Below are 16,119 nucleotides of genomic sequence, written 5' to 3' on the forward strand. Positions count from 1 at the left end.
AAACTCACCTTCTTTAAGAAACACAAACAAGGAATCACAAATGCGTTCTGTCATCCTTTTTCAAATGGCATTACAGAAGGACTAAACAACAAAATCAAGGGAATTAAAAGAGTGGCTTATGGGTATCGTAACTTCTATCATTTTCGTTCACGTATTTATATTATTCAAGGTCTTATTTTTTCACAAGAGTAAAGGAGGATGTAGCCAATATCTTCGCAGCTACAAAGGCAAATAGGGAATTAGCAGCTGTTTTGTAGGGTTAAGTACAGCTGGTTTGACTCTATTTAGGAATGGAATTGGCACGGGTTTCGCCAAGTCGCTTCCGGCCAGCTGCTCTGATAATTGGCGAAATCCTCATATACTACTACAAAAGCTCAGAACAAAACCAGAAGGTCTCTGATTTTTATTCCAAGCTTTACGATTTTATTCAGTTGTTTATATCACCAACACAATTTGACATAGAACCAGAAAAATATAGTGATTTAAAAGCATTTCTTAGTAGAGTTTATGGATAGCAACGGATAAAGAATATTTTAAAAATCTAGTTCTATTTGGAATGACTATCAGAACTTCGAATAGCTAGAAAGTCATATACGCTGTACGAGAAAATGAAGCTGTAAAAAATCAGTAATTGTAGGAAGAACATTCAAAGAAATCTCCATATCAATTCTAATAGACTTTATCACAGCTTCTTTTGAGCAATCGCCCCTGCCAAGGTAATTGTATTGTAACATGATTTTTGGCAGATTGGGAATCTGAGAATCGCTCTTAGTTAATTTCTTTCCTCGAACAACGAATAATCTATCTAGTGAAAATGAAGAAAATATTAATTATAAAAAACAAATGGATAAATGAATCTATTTGAGCAGACTAAAGCGGTATTTCATATGATTTTAAAGCAGCTTTTTTGTAATAATTTTGTCGAGAAAGGATGAGCAAATGGCTTTTGCCTAAAAATATTTAGGGTGTAAAGAAAAAACTCTTTACAGCTTGCGGGAAATCTGTTAAACTAATTTTTGTGATTAAGTTAATGGAGGTGTAATTAATAAGATGTCAGTTAAAATTCGCTTAAAACGTATGGGTTCTAAAAAGAGTCCTTTTTACCGTATTGTAGTAGCAGATTCTCGTTCTCCTCGTGATGGACGTTTTATCGAAACTGTTGGAACATACAATCCTTTAAAAGATCCTGCAGAAGTAGTTTTAAAAGAAGATTTAGTTTTAGATTGGTTATCTAAAGGTGCGCAACCTTCTGATACAGTTCGTAACTTACTTTCAAGAGAAGGCGTTATGAAGAAACACCATGAAGCTAAATTTACAAAGAAATAGGGTGACTATAAATGACAGATGTGAAAGAGCTAGTGTTAACTATTGTTCGTCCGTTAGTCAGTCAGCCTGAGCAGGTTACGTTAGAAATAGAGGAATCAGATTCTTTTTTAGAGTATAACTTATCTGTTTCTCCAGAAGATATTGGTCGAGTAATTGGAAAACAAGGACGTGTTGCCAAAGCAATTCGTACGATTGTTTACAGTGTTCGGTTAGAGGGCTCTAAAAAAGTTCGTCTAAACATTATTGATGGAAAATAATTGATTTTAAAGAGAGAAGTAAAAACATTTAGTTTTTGCTTCTCTCTTTCTTTTGTGATAAAACGTTTAGTTTGAAATGATTAATTGTTGCTGTTTATTTTTTATTAACATTAAATTTTCCATTTCTAATAAATAAGAGTTGATTAATTAACATAATGTTTTTCTGCGTTGGGAATTATCATCTTTTTCTGTCATTTGCATAATTATTGAGAAAAATTAGTAAGAAAAGAGTGTAAAATAAAACGAAAGACAAACGTGAAATAACTATACTTTGTTTAGTGTTTTAAATTATACACGTTAGATTATTCAATAAAGTGATTATAGTGTGGTCGACAAGCTTGCTATTGTGATTTTGCATATTTTATAAGACTGCATAGTTAATAAGAAAGGTGGGGTTGGATGGTTAGAAAAAAGGTGTATACAAAGGAACAAATTTTAGCTGCAACACAGCAAATCGTTGTAAAAGAAGGGTTTTCAAGTATTACTGCCCGAAACGTGGCTGAATATATGGGGATTTCAACACAACCAATTTATTTAGAATTTAAAAATATGCAAGAGTTAAAATCGACCTTAGTTTCGTCTATCTATGATTATTTAAAATCAGAATTTTATTCAAAAAGACCAACAGGGGATGCGTTTATTGATTTCGGGATGAATTCAATCACGTTTGCACAGCAAAATAGAGAACTGTTTCTTGCACTTTATGTTGATCAGCATGAATACAGTGGGAAAATGAAGCAACGTTCTTTTGAATTATTTCGTAATTTTTTAGATACTTATGAATTGGAAGAGGAACTATCTGCGGACAAGATGGAGGAAGTTCACTTGAATGTCTGGATTGTCGCAACAGGAATCGCTTCATTAGGATTATCAGGAATTATTCAACCATCTGAAGAACAAATGATTGATTTGTTGACTCTTGCGATTTAAGAGAATAATAAAAACGAACTTAAATAATCAGATTTAAGTTCGTTTTTACTTGTTTTTTATTTAGCTTCTTGCAGAATATTGATTTTTTCAATTTTGACTGGGCTGACAGGTGTGCTATTTTCGCCAGAGGCACCAGCCTTTGTTTCAGCAGTAGCGATTTTTTTCACAACATCCATTCCTTCGATTACTTGACCGAAGACTGAGTAGTTAAAATCTAATGAGGGAGTGCCACCGTTTTTATATGCTTTGATGATTTCTTCAGGATAATCATCTTTTAGTAATCCATCAGAAACATCTTTTTCATTTTGAACGATATAAAACTGACTACCTTGTGTTTTTGCAGTTACATCTCCTTGCGTCCTAGCCATAGCTAGAGCACCGTCGATATGGTAAAGATTCGGAGAAATTTCAGGGGCAAATTCTTCGTTCCAAATACTTTCACCACCAGTACCATTCCCTTTAGGATCACCAGATTGAATCATAAAGTTTTCCATGACACGGTGGAACGTAACACCATCATAATAGCCGTCTTTTGCATGAGTCATAAAGTTTTCAACAGCTTTTGGTGCATACTTAGGAAATAGTTTGATTTTAATGTTTCCTTCTGTTGTAACAAGTTCAACTAAATCTTCATCATCTGTCACTTCATCAGATAATTGAGGCAAATCAAGTGAGTTTAAATCCACTGATTCGGATGTTTTTGTTTCAGTTTTACTTGACGAACTACTGCTTCCTGTATTTTCTTTTGGTGATCCGCAAGCTGCGAATAGTAATAAGCTCGCTAGAATGCCTACACCTGCAAGAAATTTTCTTGTTTTCATAAATAAGTCTTCCCTTCAAAAATAGTTACACTTAATCATAACAAATCATTTCAATGAGAACTAGCCTAAAAAGATAATTTTTTATGAAGATTGGTTGGAAGGTAGTAAGATAGTAATTTTTATAAATAATAATTAGTGAGCGCCTGAAACCTAAATCGACGAATAGTTTCGTAATTCAACAGGAATTCATCCTGATAACGGCCTCGTTTATGTCTCACATACGTCGCTTTTCGCCGAATTTTTACATTACCCAATCATCTGAATCGATAATATTGCGGATTCTAGATGAACATATTATACTAATCAAGACTAATCGATAAGGGGACTTAAAATGAAAACAGTAACTAAAATAGTGATAGTGATTGTCATTTTGCTATTTATTCTATTAATAGGTGCGGGATTGTATTTTTATAATTATGCAGTCGTCCCATCTAAAAAGGATTTTTTAAGTAATGATACTCCAGGCACAGGTATCAATCAAAGTGCAGAAGAAAAATGGTTTACAACTAAAGAAAATAGAACCAATTGGACACTAACCTCTGATGATGAATTAAAATTACATGCTATCTATTTAAAAGCAGACGAAAATACGAATAAAAATGTTATTATGGCTCATGGATATATGGGGACAGCTGAGGCGATGGCAGATTATGCTAAAGTGTATCATGATTTAGGCTATAATGTCTTAGTTCCTGATGCAAGAGGGCATGGGGAAAGTGAAGGGGATTATATTGGTTTTGGTTGGCCTGAAAGAAAAGACTATTTATTATGGATTGATAAGCTAATTGATGAGAATGGGCAAAATGCTGAGATTACTTTGTATGGCCTTAGTATGGGAGCAGCGACAGTTATGATGACCAGCGGTGAATCGCTGCCTGAGAATGTAAAAGCAATAGTTGAAGATTGTGGCTATTCTTCTGTTTCGGATGAGCTTAGTTATCAATTAAAAGATATGTTTAATTTGCCAAGTTTTCCTTTAATCCAAGTAACCAGTTTAATCACTAAAATTCGTGCAGGATACTTCTTCGGGGAAGCGAATGCCGTGGCACAATTAAAGAAAAACAACTTACCGATGCTGTTTATTCATGGAGATACGGATGATTTTGTTCCATATGAGATGTTGCAGCAAAACTACGATGCAACAAATGGTCCAAAAGAAAAATATGTTGTTCATGGGGCGGGACATGCTGAAGCGTATAAAAAAGATCCAGCGCAATATAAAAAAGTAATTACTGAGTTTTTAGAAAATTATGTTGAGTAGCAATTTGGTGATTTTGTTTCGGTTTTCATAAAGAGTGAAAATGGTTTAAAAAGGAGTAAAGATGAAAAACATTGTTGAAATTAGAACAGAAGAAGCTTGGTATCATAAGAATGTTTATTTAAATCCTCATCCTGAAAATAGCTGATTAAATTACCCTGTTCAAGAGTTGCTCAAGCATTTTAGTAGTTATCCTTCAAATGCTCATTTTTTAGATTTAGGCTGTGGCAATGGACGCAATGCAATCCCATTAGCAAAATTAGGGTATCAACTCACAGCGATTGATCTTTTGCCAGAAGCAATTAGTGTCATAAGAAAAACTTGCCAGGCACAAAATTTGAGTTTAGTCACAGAAATTTCAAGTATTGAAGAGTTCTCATTTGATAATTATAACGGTATTTTTGCAGTTTCAACATTAGAACACGTTTCTTCTGTTCCGGTGTTGAAAAATACGCTACAAAAAATTAAGCAAGCAGTAAAACCTAATGGCAGTATTTATTTTGTCATTAATAGTGAAGTAACTGAACAAGATCTGACTGGAGCAGAAGTTACTCCTTTTCTGGAGATAAACCTATCGACTGATTCGGTTATTACATTACTGGGAGAAGCTTTTCACGATTGGCCATGTAATGAATCCATTATGAAGGAGCTTGATTTCTTGATTCAGCGCTCAGCAGGTATGCGAAAAATGAATAGCAAAGCAATTACTTTTATTGCTAAAAAAATTTAACGATATTGCGTTAGAAGTTAATTAGAGAGTTGGGAGAGTCAGAAAACGATTAAAGCATTCGAATTTTTCTGAAAGCTCGTTTCCAGACACTCTTTACTTTTAATTAGATACTAATTTTTTGAGACATTTAGTTACTTTCTTTTGAGAGTAGAGTGGAATGGAAAGGAATTTTTGTGCAATTCTTACAATATTTTGATATGATAAGAAAGAAATGAGGTGTTTTTTTGTGGAAGATCAGGTGGTAGATTATTTATATTATTTACAAATCGAACGCGGGTTATCATTGAATACGAGAAAAAGTTATGAACGAGATTTAAATAAATATCTTCAGTTTTTAAAAAATAATCAAGTGACTTCTTTTCAGCAAGTCGATCGATACATAGTCATGGAATACTTACAATTATTACATAATGAAAAAAACTCTTCTGCGACAATTATTCGTATGATTTCTACTTTACGAGGATTTCATCAGTTTTTAAGACAAGAACGAAAAACGGATCATGATCCAATGCAACATATTGATTCACCAAAAAAAGCGCAGCATTTACCGAATACTTTATCAGTAGAAGAAGTCACAAAGCTGATTGAAACTCCTGATACAACGAAAGTATTAGGGGTTCGGAATCGAACGATTTTAGAAGTGATGTACGCTACCGGACTTAGAGTCAGTGAATTAGTAGAACTGAAAATTGGTGATTTACATTTAGCGATTGGTTTATTGCAAACTGTCGGTAAAGGAGATAAAGAACGGATTATACCACTTGGAGATTACGCCATTCAGTGGATTGAAAAATATTTAGCAGAAGCTAGACCTCAATTGATTAAAAAAAATCAAGACGAAGTTCATTTATTTGTTAATCATCATGGTCGTCCGCTGTCAAGACAAGGGGTTTGGAAGAATCTAAAACAAATTGTTCGTGATGCAGGTATCGATAAAACGATTACGCCCCATACACTACGTCACAGTTTTGCGACTCATTTACTAGAGAATGGAGCTGATTTACGTATCGTGCAGGAGTTATTAGGACACGCTGATATTTCTACAACCCAAATTTACACGCATATCACCAAACAACGAATGGCTGATGTCTATAAACAACATTTTCCAAGAGCTTAAGATTGTTAGTGAGTAAGAAGAAAGGAAGGTGTAAAAATTGTTAGCGAATTATCGAAAAGAGCAACGAAAAATTGCGATGGGGCTATTAAGTTTCCATCAAAAATTAACGGAATATCAGTTGGTACTTAAGGAAATCGATATGTATGAGCAAGAAGAAACGTTACATTTGTTCCTTTGGACACCTCAAGGAGAAAAAAATATTCAAGGAATCGTGGGCATTGAAGTGCAAAGTGAAGATGCCATCACATTACACGATATTTCAATTATTCCATCTTTTAGAGGAGAAGCAGTTGGATTTATTTTATTAGATGAATTGACAGAATTGTATTCAGAGGCTAAAATTTATGGAACGTTAGCAACTTCTCCCTATCTATCTAAATGGAAAGAATATAAAAATTAGAAATTGTGTTATACTAGAACGTGTCTGGAAATTCGGGTACAAGCCCAAATTTCCAGCAGTTTTTGTGTCAATAACAGAATTATAGTAGATGAATAAACAGCTCTGCTACAAATATCATGAGAATTATTTGTACAATGGCTGAGGAATTTGTAACAAAAGCGGTTAGCTTCGAGGATTACGTTGCTACTATGTATCATTAAGTCATTTCATTTTTCGTAATTAAAAGGAACTTATAGAAATACAATTGTTCGATTCAAACCAGTTATTTTATGTCCTGAGTAAATGGCATAAAATAATCAGAATCTCGGCAATTTCCAAGGCAGCATTTATTGCAAAGAGCGCAATAATTGCAGCATTGTCCAATTGCTTGATTCAAAGCAATTATTTTATGTCCTGAGTAAGAGTTAGTCAAAAAAAGAAAGTTGGGTTTGTTTGCAAGAAATCAATGTGAAATTAGATGTATTTGAAGGCCCGTTGGATCTTTTGCTACATTTAATCAAAAAGCTTGAAATTGATATTTATGATATTCCAATTGCGGCTGTGACTGAGCAATATATGAGTTATATTCATACAATGAAAACATTAGAATTGGAAGTAGCCGGTGAATATTTAGTGATGGCAGCCACTTTAATGGCAATTAAAAGTAAAATGCTATTACCAAAACAAGAAATGGAAATCATTGAAGAAGATGAGAGTCTTTTAAATGGAGAAGATCCGCGAGATGCTTTAGTGGCTCAACTTTTAGAGTATCGTAAGTTTAAATATGCAGCGACTTTATTACATGAAAAAGAATCAGAGAGGAGTCTCTATTATACAAAAGAAGCGATGGATGTGGATGAGTATAAAGAAGAGAACCCTTTTTTAGAGCCAAATCAATTAAATACAATCGATTTATTCTTGGCATTTCATTCAATGTTAGAAAAAAAGAAACGACGTCAACCCATTGAAACAACCGTTACGAATGATGATGTGTCGATTGAAGAAAAAATCGCGATTATTTCAGAAGGAATGAGATCTTTGAGTCGAGAGACGGCTGTAAATTTTGATTCTTTTTTTACGACGTATTCAAAACAAGAAGTTGTCACCACGTTCATGGCATTGTTAGAGTTAATGAAAAAAGGCGTTGTCTATGTTGAGCAAGAGGACAATTATAGTACAATCCTTTTATACAACACTGGCGTAGAGACTGAGACAAATTTGGAGGAAATCAAGTGACCATAACAAGTAAAATTGAAGCGATTCTTTTTGTTGTTGGTGAAGAAGGAATTGGCTTAGAAGAACTTGCTTACTTGCTAGAGACATCAACTTCAAAAACCTACGAAACGTTGATGTCGCTAAAAGAAAAGTATGAATCTGAACCAGATTCTGCTCTAAATATTTTAGAGGTGGGGAATCATTTTAAATTATCAACGAAGAGAGATTTTGCTCCTTTGTTAAAAAAATATGCACAATCGCCCTTATCAAATGCTTTATCCCAAGCAGCGTTAGAAGCATTGTCAATTATTGCGTATAAGCAACCAATCTCAAGAGTAGAAGTGGATGAAATACGCGGTGTTCAATCTTCTGGATCGATTCAAAAATTAGTTGCGAGACAATTAATTGAAGAAAAAGGTCGAGTGGATGGTCCAGGGCGTGCTATTTTATATGGTACAACTAATTATTTTATGGATTATTTTGGGTTGAAAACCTTATCAGAATTACCAGATATTAAACAAATGGAAGCGGAAATAGCGGAAGAAATCCCGTTAGATTTATTTTATGAACGTTACAAAGAAGACATTACTACAGAGGACATTTCTGGTGAATTGGAGGAAGAAAAATAGTGGAAAGACTTCAAAAAGTCATTGCTCATGCTGGAATTACATCTCGTAGAAAAGCAGAGGAATATATCGTTAATGGTCGTGTGAAAGTAAACGGCAAGCTTGTAAAAGAATTAGGAACACAAGTCTCTAAGCAAGATATTGTAGAGGTAGATGGTGTTCCAATTTATCAGGAAGATTATGGGTACTATTTATTTTATAAACCTAGAGGAGTTATTTCAGCTGTTTCTGATGATAAAGGCAGAAAAGTGGTTACTGACTACCTATCTCATGTTAAAGAACGTATTTATCCAGTGGGTCGCTTAGATTATGATACGACGGGCTTATTACTATTAACAAATGATGGTGATTTTTCTCAAAAATTGACACATCCAAGTAATGAGGTGGATAAGGTCTATATCGCAAAAGTAAAAGGTTTGGCTAAAAAACATGATCTAACGCCATTGACCAGAGGTGTTAAAATCGATGGATTTAAAACAGCACCTGCTGCATTTCAAATACTATCTGTTGACTTAAAAACGCAGACGAGTATTTTAGAATTAACTATTCATGAGGGCAAAAATCATCAGGTGAAAAAGATGCTCCAAGCTGTTGGTTATCCTGTTCAAAAGCTAAAACGTGAACGTTATGGTGATTTAACCTTACAAGGTTTACGCCCAGGGGAATACCGTTCATTGAACAAAAAAGAAATCAGCAGTTTATTGAATCAAGCAAAATAGGTAACAATGATAAGATTGTGAATAATTTATAAAATGAAGCGTAACTATTGCTTTTTTTAGTTAAATTCATGTATAATGTTGTTGTAACAAAATAATTAAAGGTTCGTCTTCAGGGGCAGGGTGAAATTCCCGACCGGTGGTTATAGTCCACGACCCACTTCATTGAGGTGGCTGAATTGGTGAAATTCCAATACCGACAGTACAGTCTGGATAAAGAAGATAGGGCTTATTTGAATTGTTTTTCAAATAAGATGACTCTAACTCTATTTTCCCTGCAGAAAATAGAGTTTTTTTGTCTAATTGATTGCTTCTTTTTTAAATAACTAAAAATTTATTAAGTGCAATCTTTTAGTGAAATAGTTAACTAGAGAAGTTGAAATGAAGCAATTCGAAAAGTTCGTTGAAGATGGGTCCTTACCAGGAGGATTTCATAATGAGAAACAGCAAGGTACAAAAAATGATTAGTGTCGCAATGTTAGCAGCGATTGGGGCAGTGTTGCAGTTTGTAGACTTTCCAATCATGCCAGGATTTAATTTCCTGAAAATTGATTTTAGTGATATTCCGGTTTTAATTGGCATGTTTTTGTTTGGACCATTAGCAGGAATAACTACAGCGTTTATCCGCTCATTATTGCATCTATTGATGACAGGATTAGCGCCACAAAATATGGTTGGTGATATTGCTAGTTTTTTAGCAACTACTGTTTTTACTTTACCAATCTATTATTTTTTCCAAAATGGAGCGAATAAAAAATTAAATAAAGGAATTGGAATTGTGACAGGAATTCTCACGTTGACTCTTTTTATGAGTGTAGCTAATTACTTTGTCATCACACCGATTTATTTGAAACTTTTTGGAACTACGGCTGATCAATTTTTAGGAACTTCTTTAGCAAGTTATGTAGCAATTGGGATTGTGCCTTTCAATTTGATTAAAGGGACGCTTGTTAGTGTGGTTTTCTTGGTTTTACATGCCAAGTTACTACCGTGGTTAGCAAGAAAACAACCTCATTTAGGTGATAAAAAAACGTTATTAAAATAGAAAATAAATAAGGAGGTCTGCAAACGATAATGGCAAATATTTTTGTGATTCAGCTGAAACCTACTAGAATGAAGATGCGTTTATGTCTCGCATACACTACGTTTTCTTTCTTGATTTCCAGCTAAAGCACAAAAAATTGAATTCCTCAATCGTTTTCAGACATTCTCATGAAACAACTAAAATAATTTGATTTAAATCGTTAACGCACGTATTTATTTAGGAAGCTTAATTTCTAAATAAATACGTGCGTTTTAAATGAAACAAGTCTAACTCTAAACTGTTGTAGAGTGATGGTATCTTTCAGAATTTTTTTGAGTAATAAGAATGATGTCGGAAAAATGCTGTAATTTGCTATCTAATTAGAAATTCAAAATAATTTTATCAATTGAGTTTCGTAGTTTTTTATTGTTTATTAGCTTTTAAAAGTAAACAAGTCTTTTTATGTTTGTCAACAAGAATTATTTGGTACAATCAATATATTGAATCTGAAAGGAGCCATTAAACGTGAATAAGAAATGGATGAAAAGAGGAGCTTGGGGATTAGGCATTGTACTCATCTTGCTGCTTGCGAGTGGACTATTCCTTCATTTTAATACTTATCAACCAACAGCTGAGGCTTTAGACCAAGCAAAAACGGCAAAAATTGAAAATAAAACCTTATTTTTTAAAGGTGATTCAGATAAACCAACAGTTCTTTTTTACCAAGGAGGTTTAGTAGAAAATGCCAGTTATAGTATATGGGCAAAAAAAGTATCTGAGGCTGGATACCCAGTTTATCTGATTAAAGAACCATTGAATTTAGCCGTTCTTGCGCCTAATAAAGCAGAAAAGATAATTTCAACGAACCACATTAACAGCTACGTTATTGGCGGACACTCATTAGGAGGCGTGATGGCTAGTCGATTTGCTGCTGAACAGAAAAATGATTCTAGTTTAAAAGGAGTATTTTTCTTAGCAAGCTATCCAGATAAAAAAGGGAGTTTAGATTCATTCTCAGGTGAAATCGTATCGATAACTGGAAGCGAAGATGGCGTTTTGAATTGGGAAGCTTATACAGAGGCCAAAGAGTATTTACCTAGTCAAACAGCGTATAAAACGATTGAGGGCGGGAACCACGCTGGTTTTGGTAGTTATGGAAAGCAGAAAAAAGATAAAGATGCTTCTATTTCAAATGCAATCCAGCAAACACAAATTGCAGATATTCTAATTGATTGGTTAGCTCAAATAAAATAAACGCTCTGTCGTATAAAATAATTTGCTAAAGTCAACTCACGTCTGAAAACCATTCATTAATCTTATTTTTTTCTTAAAGTTTTTAGACGTAAGCTAACTTATAGAAGCTATTATTTTTCTATTTATCACTAATTTCTATTGCACGAACCGGACATTTACGATACGCTGTTAACACCTCTTCATTTTCACTAAGAGGAACAAGCTGTTTGGTAATGATCGGTTCATTTTTTAAAAGAACGATTCCTTCATCATCATAATCGAAAAAATTAGGCGCATAAATTTGACAAAGACCACAAGCAATACATTTTTCTGGAATTATTTTACATAGCATTAGAAACACATCCAATCGAATTGTAAGGAGCTAAATATGGAGACTCAATTTATTTTAGCCTTATTTCAACATGGATACAAGGCTCGAACCTCTACTTTATTTCATTTATTAAAGGGAAAGCATACAAGCTCTGTTTTGTTATATGGTTTTTTGTTTGATGATTTACGTTTTTTTGGCGCTTTTCCTGATCTTTCTGAAAAAGAATATGAACACTGTTTGGCTAAATTAAGCAAAAAAAGTCAGTTGTTTTATTCAGAAGAAGGATACGGACAAATAACTGAGAATGGAATCAATTATTTGATGTCAAACCCAGTTGCTATTTTTTCTGAATATCCTTGGATTGATTATTTTAAGTTTGGCAAAACAGATGATGATTGTTGGCGTATGTTGCAATTTTCAGTTCAAATTATTTCATATTTATCTTATGAAGAAAACCGTTATGTTCCATTAGAACAATCCCCTATTTTTCAGCAACATATAAAAAGAATTATCAAGAACTATCCGAAAAAATACTTAATTCAACAAATCAAAACGGAATGGTCTGATTTATTTTCAGAGCTACCAATAGAAGTAGCGAATTTTTTCGCGAATCAATTTATCGGTTATCATCATACAGGTCAGCTACCACAACAATTAATCGCTGAAAGTAAAACAGAGTTAGAGCAACAACTTATTTTTAAAAACCGCTTACATAGATTGCTTTCTATTATTTCAACAAGGGAAGATAAATCCATTTTAAAGCAACTTGTATTTCCTTTGATTAAGCAAAATAAAAATAAGAGCATGAATGAAACCTTAAAATATGTAAATTCAGCTTATTCTTTAACAGAAATTGCACAAAAAAGAAATATTAAAATCAGTACAGTGAAAGATCATCTTTTAGAAGCCGCAATTATTGGATCCATAGAAATCGATCAAATTTTAACTACAGCTATTTCTACTGAACTAAATCAAATTCAAAGTCCTTATCAAGAATGGCAATATCGCGAATTGAAAGCTAAAATTACCAAACTTGATTATTTTGATTTTAGATTGTATCAAATAAAAAAGAAACAGTTTGAACAAGGAGTAACGAATGGAACTAACTAAAATGCTGAATGCTTATTTTGGTTTTGAAACGTTTAAACCGGGGCAAAGAGAAGTGATTGAAGCCTTACTAAATGGTGAAGATACGTTGGCTGTTTTACCTACAGGAACAGGAAAATCTTTATGTTATCAATTTGTTGGCAAAATTAGGCCAGGTTTAGTAATCATTGTTTCTCCATTGATTTCTTTAATGGAAGATCAGGTGATGCAGCTACAATTATTAGGTGAAAAACGAGTAACTGCATTAAATAGTAATTTAACATTTTTCGAAAAACGATATATAGTAGATCATCTAAATGAATACAACTACTTATTTGTTAGTCCTGAAACATTGAACCAACAAGAAGTAAAGCAGAAATTGATACAACAAAGAATTGCCTTGTTTGTGGTTGATGAAGCGCACTGTATTTCGCAGTGGGGCATAGATTTTAGACCAGAATATTTAAAGATAGCTCAAATTAAGAAAGAATTGAATAGTCCCTTAACCTTAGCTCTAACTGCGACTGCAACAGTTAGAGTTAGACAAGAAATTCAAGAACACTTATTCTCAAGTTCACGAAAAAATAGACAAATCACCTATTCAGTAAATCGACCCAATATTGGTCTAATTGTAGATTATGTGGAAGATAAAAAAGCGAGCTTGCTTTCGTATTTATCAATTATCAGTAATACAACGATTATCTATTGTGCAACGAGAAAAAGAACAGAAGAGATTGCTCAATTGATTCAGGGGAACACAGATTTACGTACTGGATTTTATCATGGCGGTTTAGAGCCTCTGGAAAGAAAAATTTTACAAGAACAGTTTATTGGTAATCAATTGGACGTTCTATGCGCAACAAATGCATTTGGAATGGGAATTGATAAATCGGATATTCGCTTGGTGATTCATTACGATTGTCCAGACAGCTTGGAAAATTATGTTCAAGAAATTGGAAGAGCTGGACGGGACGGAGGGCAAAGTTTAGCCATACTGCTCTATCATACAGGTGATGAATCAATCCATTATTTCTTTCAGAATGAAAGTCGTGCAAACCGAGATAAAATCAAAGAGATAAGTCAAATAAACAGTGAAGAATTGCAAACGATAACTTCTGAGTTGAATGAATTTCAACAAAAAATAATTGCAGGATATCTTGCTGATGAGTTTACTTTGGAAGAATTTGAACAAAAATTATTAAGAAAAGAACAAGAACGACGAGAGCAATTAGCTGACATGTTAGACTATATTGATGAAACGAGTTGCCGTAGATCGTTTATTCAACACTATTTCTCTGAAAAAGCAGAAAAAATGATGCCTCAAAAATGTTGCAATAACTGTGGGTTATCTTTTGACAACTTCAAAGGACAAATAGTACAATCGCCAAAGGAGAAAAAACAATCTGCATCGTGGGAAGAAATTTTACTAAGATTATTTAAAGAAACTAATTAACTCTGCAAGCAAGATAAAGCTGTGGTATAATAACAATCGATACAAATCTAGGAGGAACTGCATGTGAGTAAACAAGATAAAAAAAGAACGACAGAAGTTCGTGAACCTTGGGAACAATCTATCTATGAAACTGATAGAGAGGCAGGTGCTTCTCGAGTTGGTAAACGACAAAATAAAAAAGGAAATACCGCGTTCCTAACGATTTTAGTCATCTTATTATTATTGATTATTTCTCTTCCAATAGGAACTTGGATGTACATTTCTAGGGATAAAAAACCTGCAGAAAATACAGCTAATTCTAGTCAGGCTTCTTCGTCTGTTGTCCAATCTTCCACTACAACAAGCGAAAGCACATCAGTTAGCTCATCAAGCGAAGAACAACAAAATTCAAGTTCTTCAAGTGAACCGGCTACTGATGGAGGAAATGAAACTCCAGAACAGACCCCAGAAGCAGAGGCTGCAGCGGAATATACTACGGTTCTTGCAGGAGAAGGTTTCCAACAAGTAGCTGCTAGAAATGGTATTACAGTTGCACAATTAGAACAATTAAACGGAAAATCTAGCACAGAAACGATTTATCCTGGAGAAACCTTACGAGTGAAATAATGGGATGAAAAGAAGAAACTATTACGCTTTCCTATCCTTAAAACCAAATAAACAAATGAGTAGGAGTAAATATCGCTTCTACGTAAATAAGTGATAAGCCGCAAAAATTTGAAAAATAATTTTCGTGATTTATCGCTTATTTCTTGGAGTTTAACTTTTCTGTCTTACAAAAATTCGATAACTTGAATATTTTTGTTTTAATCAATGATTATCTAAGGAGTTAACTATGAAAAAAATTAGTATTGCAATTGATGGTCCTGCTTCATCAGGAAAAAGTACAGTAGCGAAAATAGTAGCCAAGAAAATGAATTATGTTTATTGTGATACTGGAGCGATGTATCGAGCGGTTACTTATTTAGCACTTCAAAATAATGTTGATTTTGAAAATGAGTCCAAATTAGTCGCTTTGATTGAAAAACATTCTATTTCATTTAAGCCTGGTGAACCGTCACAACGAGTGTACATTGACGAAAAAGAAGTTACTGAAGCGATTCGTCAATCTGATGTGACAAACGCGGTATCCATTGTAGCTAAGCAAGCTAGGGTTCGTGAAAAACTAGTAACAATCCAAAGAGAAATCGGTGAGTCAGGTGGAATTGTGATGGACGGACGAGATATTGGCACAGCCGTGTTACCAAATGCAGAAGTCAAGATTTTTCTAGTGGCAAGCGTTGAAGAACGTGCTGAAAGAAGATATAAAGAAAATATTGAAAAAGGAATTATGACCGATTTTGAGACGTTAAAATCAGAAATCGAGAAAAGAGACTATATTGATTCCACTCGCCTCGTATCCCCTTTAATCAAGGCAGAAGATGCGGTGCAAATCGATACGACTGGTATGAAAATAGAGGCAGTAGTTGAAGCAATTGAGAACGTTATAATTGAAAAAAGTTCGACTTTCTCTTAAAAAAAAAGAAAAAAAGATAGAAATCGCTTTATTTTTTTCGCTAAATCCCGTACTATATAAGTAAGTATGTTAGTCTTTAACTAATTTTGTTGGTATAGGAGGAT

General features: G+C 33.7%; 19 protein-coding genes and 1 riboswitch. Of the genes, 17 read left to right on the plus strand and 2 right to left on the minus strand.

Annotation, left to right across the window (positions count from 1 at the left end):
* The 4 genes from ACYSNW_RS13765 to ACYSNW_RS13780 all read left to right on the plus strand — a co-directional run.
* On the plus strand, positions 1–192 hold a 192-nt coding region (locus tag ACYSNW_RS13765), incomplete at its 5' end, for a transposase (RefSeq protein WP_461745411.1).
* A gap of 858 nt (positions 193–1,050) precedes the next feature.
* Positions 1,051–1,326 (plus strand): 30S ribosomal protein S16, encoded by a 276-nt coding sequence (rpsP, locus tag ACYSNW_RS13770; RefSeq protein WP_461745413.1) that lies wholly within the window; start codon positions 1,051–1,053, stop codon positions 1,324–1,326.
* An 11-nt stretch (positions 1,327–1,337) separates the two neighbouring features.
* Positions 1,338–1,583, plus strand: coding sequence for a KH domain-containing protein (locus ACYSNW_RS13775; RefSeq protein WP_461745414.1), 246 nt, complete (start codon positions 1,338–1,340; stop codon positions 1,581–1,583).
* Between the two features lie 399 nt (positions 1,584–1,982).
* Entirely contained in the window at positions 1,983–2,513 is a 531-nt protein-coding gene (locus ACYSNW_RS13780; RefSeq protein ID WP_461745416.1) for a TetR/AcrR family transcriptional regulator, read from the plus strand.
* Positions 2,514–2,569: 56 nt separating this feature from the next.
* Here the strand turns inward: ACYSNW_RS13780 and ACYSNW_RS13785 are convergent, their stop codons facing one another.
* Positions 2,570–3,334 carry a peptidylprolyl isomerase gene (locus ACYSNW_RS13785; RefSeq protein ID WP_461745417.1) on the minus strand — a complete coding sequence of 255 codons (765 nt, stop codon included), beginning with the start codon at positions 3,332–3,334 and terminating at the stop codon, positions 2,570–2,572.
* 331 nt (positions 3,335–3,665) lie between these two features.
* Between ACYSNW_RS13785 and ACYSNW_RS13790 the strand changes: the two genes are divergently transcribed.
* From ACYSNW_RS13790 to ACYSNW_RS13830, 9 genes are all read left to right on the plus strand, one after another.
* Positions 3,666–4,595, plus strand: coding sequence for an alpha/beta hydrolase (locus ACYSNW_RS13790; protein WP_461745419.1), 930 nt, complete (start codon positions 3,666–3,668; stop codon positions 4,593–4,595).
* A 166-nt stretch (positions 4,596–4,761) separates the two neighbouring features.
* The gene (locus tag ACYSNW_RS13795) at positions 4,762–5,322 is read left to right on the plus strand and encodes a class I SAM-dependent methyltransferase (RefSeq protein ID WP_461745421.1); all 561 of its coding nucleotides are present in this window, start codon (positions 4,762–4,764) and stop codon (positions 5,320–5,322) included.
* A gap of 211 nt (positions 5,323–5,533) precedes the next feature.
* Entirely contained in the window at positions 5,534–6,439 is a 906-nt protein-coding gene (gene xerD, locus ACYSNW_RS13800) for a site-specific tyrosine recombinase XerD (RefSeq protein WP_461745423.1), read from the plus strand.
* A 37-nt stretch (positions 6,440–6,476) separates the two neighbouring features.
* Positions 6,477–6,839: an N-acetyltransferase gene (locus ACYSNW_RS13805; protein ID WP_461745424.1), complete on the plus strand. Its 363-nt coding sequence runs from the start codon at positions 6,477–6,479 to the stop codon at positions 6,837–6,839.
* Between the two features lie 432 nt (positions 6,840–7,271).
* Positions 7,272–8,054 carry a segregation/condensation protein A gene (locus ACYSNW_RS13810; RefSeq protein ID WP_461745426.1) on the plus strand — a complete coding sequence of 261 codons (783 nt, stop codon included), beginning with the start codon at positions 7,272–7,274 and terminating at the stop codon, positions 8,052–8,054.
* The gene (gene scpB, locus ACYSNW_RS13815) at positions 8,051–8,662 is read left to right on the plus strand and encodes an SMC-Scp complex subunit ScpB (RefSeq protein WP_461745427.1); all 612 of its coding nucleotides are present in this window, start codon (positions 8,051–8,053) and stop codon (positions 8,660–8,662) included. The genes ACYSNW_RS13810 and scpB overlap by 4 nt, the downstream gene beginning before the upstream one ends.
* Positions 8,662–9,378 (plus strand): pseudouridine synthase, encoded by a 717-nt coding sequence (locus ACYSNW_RS13820; protein WP_461745429.1) that lies wholly within the window; start codon positions 8,662–8,664, stop codon positions 9,376–9,378. Before scpB ends, ACYSNW_RS13820 begins: the two co-directional genes overlap by 1 nt.
* A gap of 101 nt (positions 9,379–9,479) precedes the next feature.
* Positions 9,480–9,603, plus strand: a riboswitch (FMN riboswitch).
* A 208-nt stretch (positions 9,604–9,811) separates the two neighbouring features.
* Positions 9,812–10,420 carry an ECF transporter S component gene (locus tag ACYSNW_RS13825; RefSeq protein WP_461745431.1) on the plus strand — a complete coding sequence of 203 codons (609 nt, stop codon included), beginning with the start codon at positions 9,812–9,814 and terminating at the stop codon, positions 10,418–10,420.
* Positions 10,421–10,939: 519 nt separating this feature from the next.
* Positions 10,940–11,653, plus strand: coding sequence for an alpha/beta hydrolase (locus ACYSNW_RS13830; RefSeq protein ID WP_461745621.1), 714 nt, complete (start codon positions 10,940–10,942; stop codon positions 11,651–11,653).
* Between the two features lie 118 nt (positions 11,654–11,771).
* Here ACYSNW_RS13830 and ACYSNW_RS13835 read toward each other — a convergent pair whose 3' ends face one another.
* A complete protein-coding gene (locus ACYSNW_RS13835) occupies positions 11,772–11,984 on the minus strand; it encodes a ferredoxin (protein ID WP_461745432.1) in 213 nt (70 codons plus the stop codon).
* Positions 11,985–12,020: 36 nt separating this feature from the next.
* Here ACYSNW_RS13835 and ACYSNW_RS13840 point away from each other — a divergent pair, with 36 nt between their 5' ends.
* The 4 genes from ACYSNW_RS13840 to cmk all read left to right on the plus strand — a co-directional run bounded on the left by ACYSNW_RS13840 (position 12,021) and on the right by cmk (position 16,015).
* The gene (locus tag ACYSNW_RS13840) at positions 12,021–13,073 is read left to right on the plus strand and encodes a helix-turn-helix domain-containing protein (protein WP_461745434.1); all 1,053 of its coding nucleotides are present in this window, start codon (positions 12,021–12,023) and stop codon (positions 13,071–13,073) included.
* Positions 13,060–14,502, plus strand: a complete 1,443-nt coding sequence (locus tag ACYSNW_RS13845) for a RecQ family ATP-dependent DNA helicase (protein WP_461745436.1) — start codon at positions 13,060–13,062, stop codon at positions 14,500–14,502. Before ACYSNW_RS13840 ends, ACYSNW_RS13845 begins: the two co-directional genes overlap by 14 nt.
* A 63-nt stretch (positions 14,503–14,565) precedes the next feature.
* Entirely contained in the window at positions 14,566–15,108 is a 543-nt protein-coding gene (locus ACYSNW_RS13850; RefSeq protein WP_461745438.1) for an SAG1386/EF1546 family surface-associated protein, read from the plus strand.
* A 226-nt stretch (positions 15,109–15,334) separates the two neighbouring features.
* Positions 15,335–16,015: a (d)CMP kinase gene (gene cmk / locus ACYSNW_RS13855; protein WP_461745440.1), complete on the plus strand. Its 681-nt coding sequence runs from the start codon at positions 15,335–15,337 to the stop codon at positions 16,013–16,015.
* The last annotated feature ends 104 nt before the right edge of the window (positions 16,016–16,119 follow it).

The sequence above is a fragment of the Enterococcus sp. LJL99 genome (assembly GCF_054871725.1).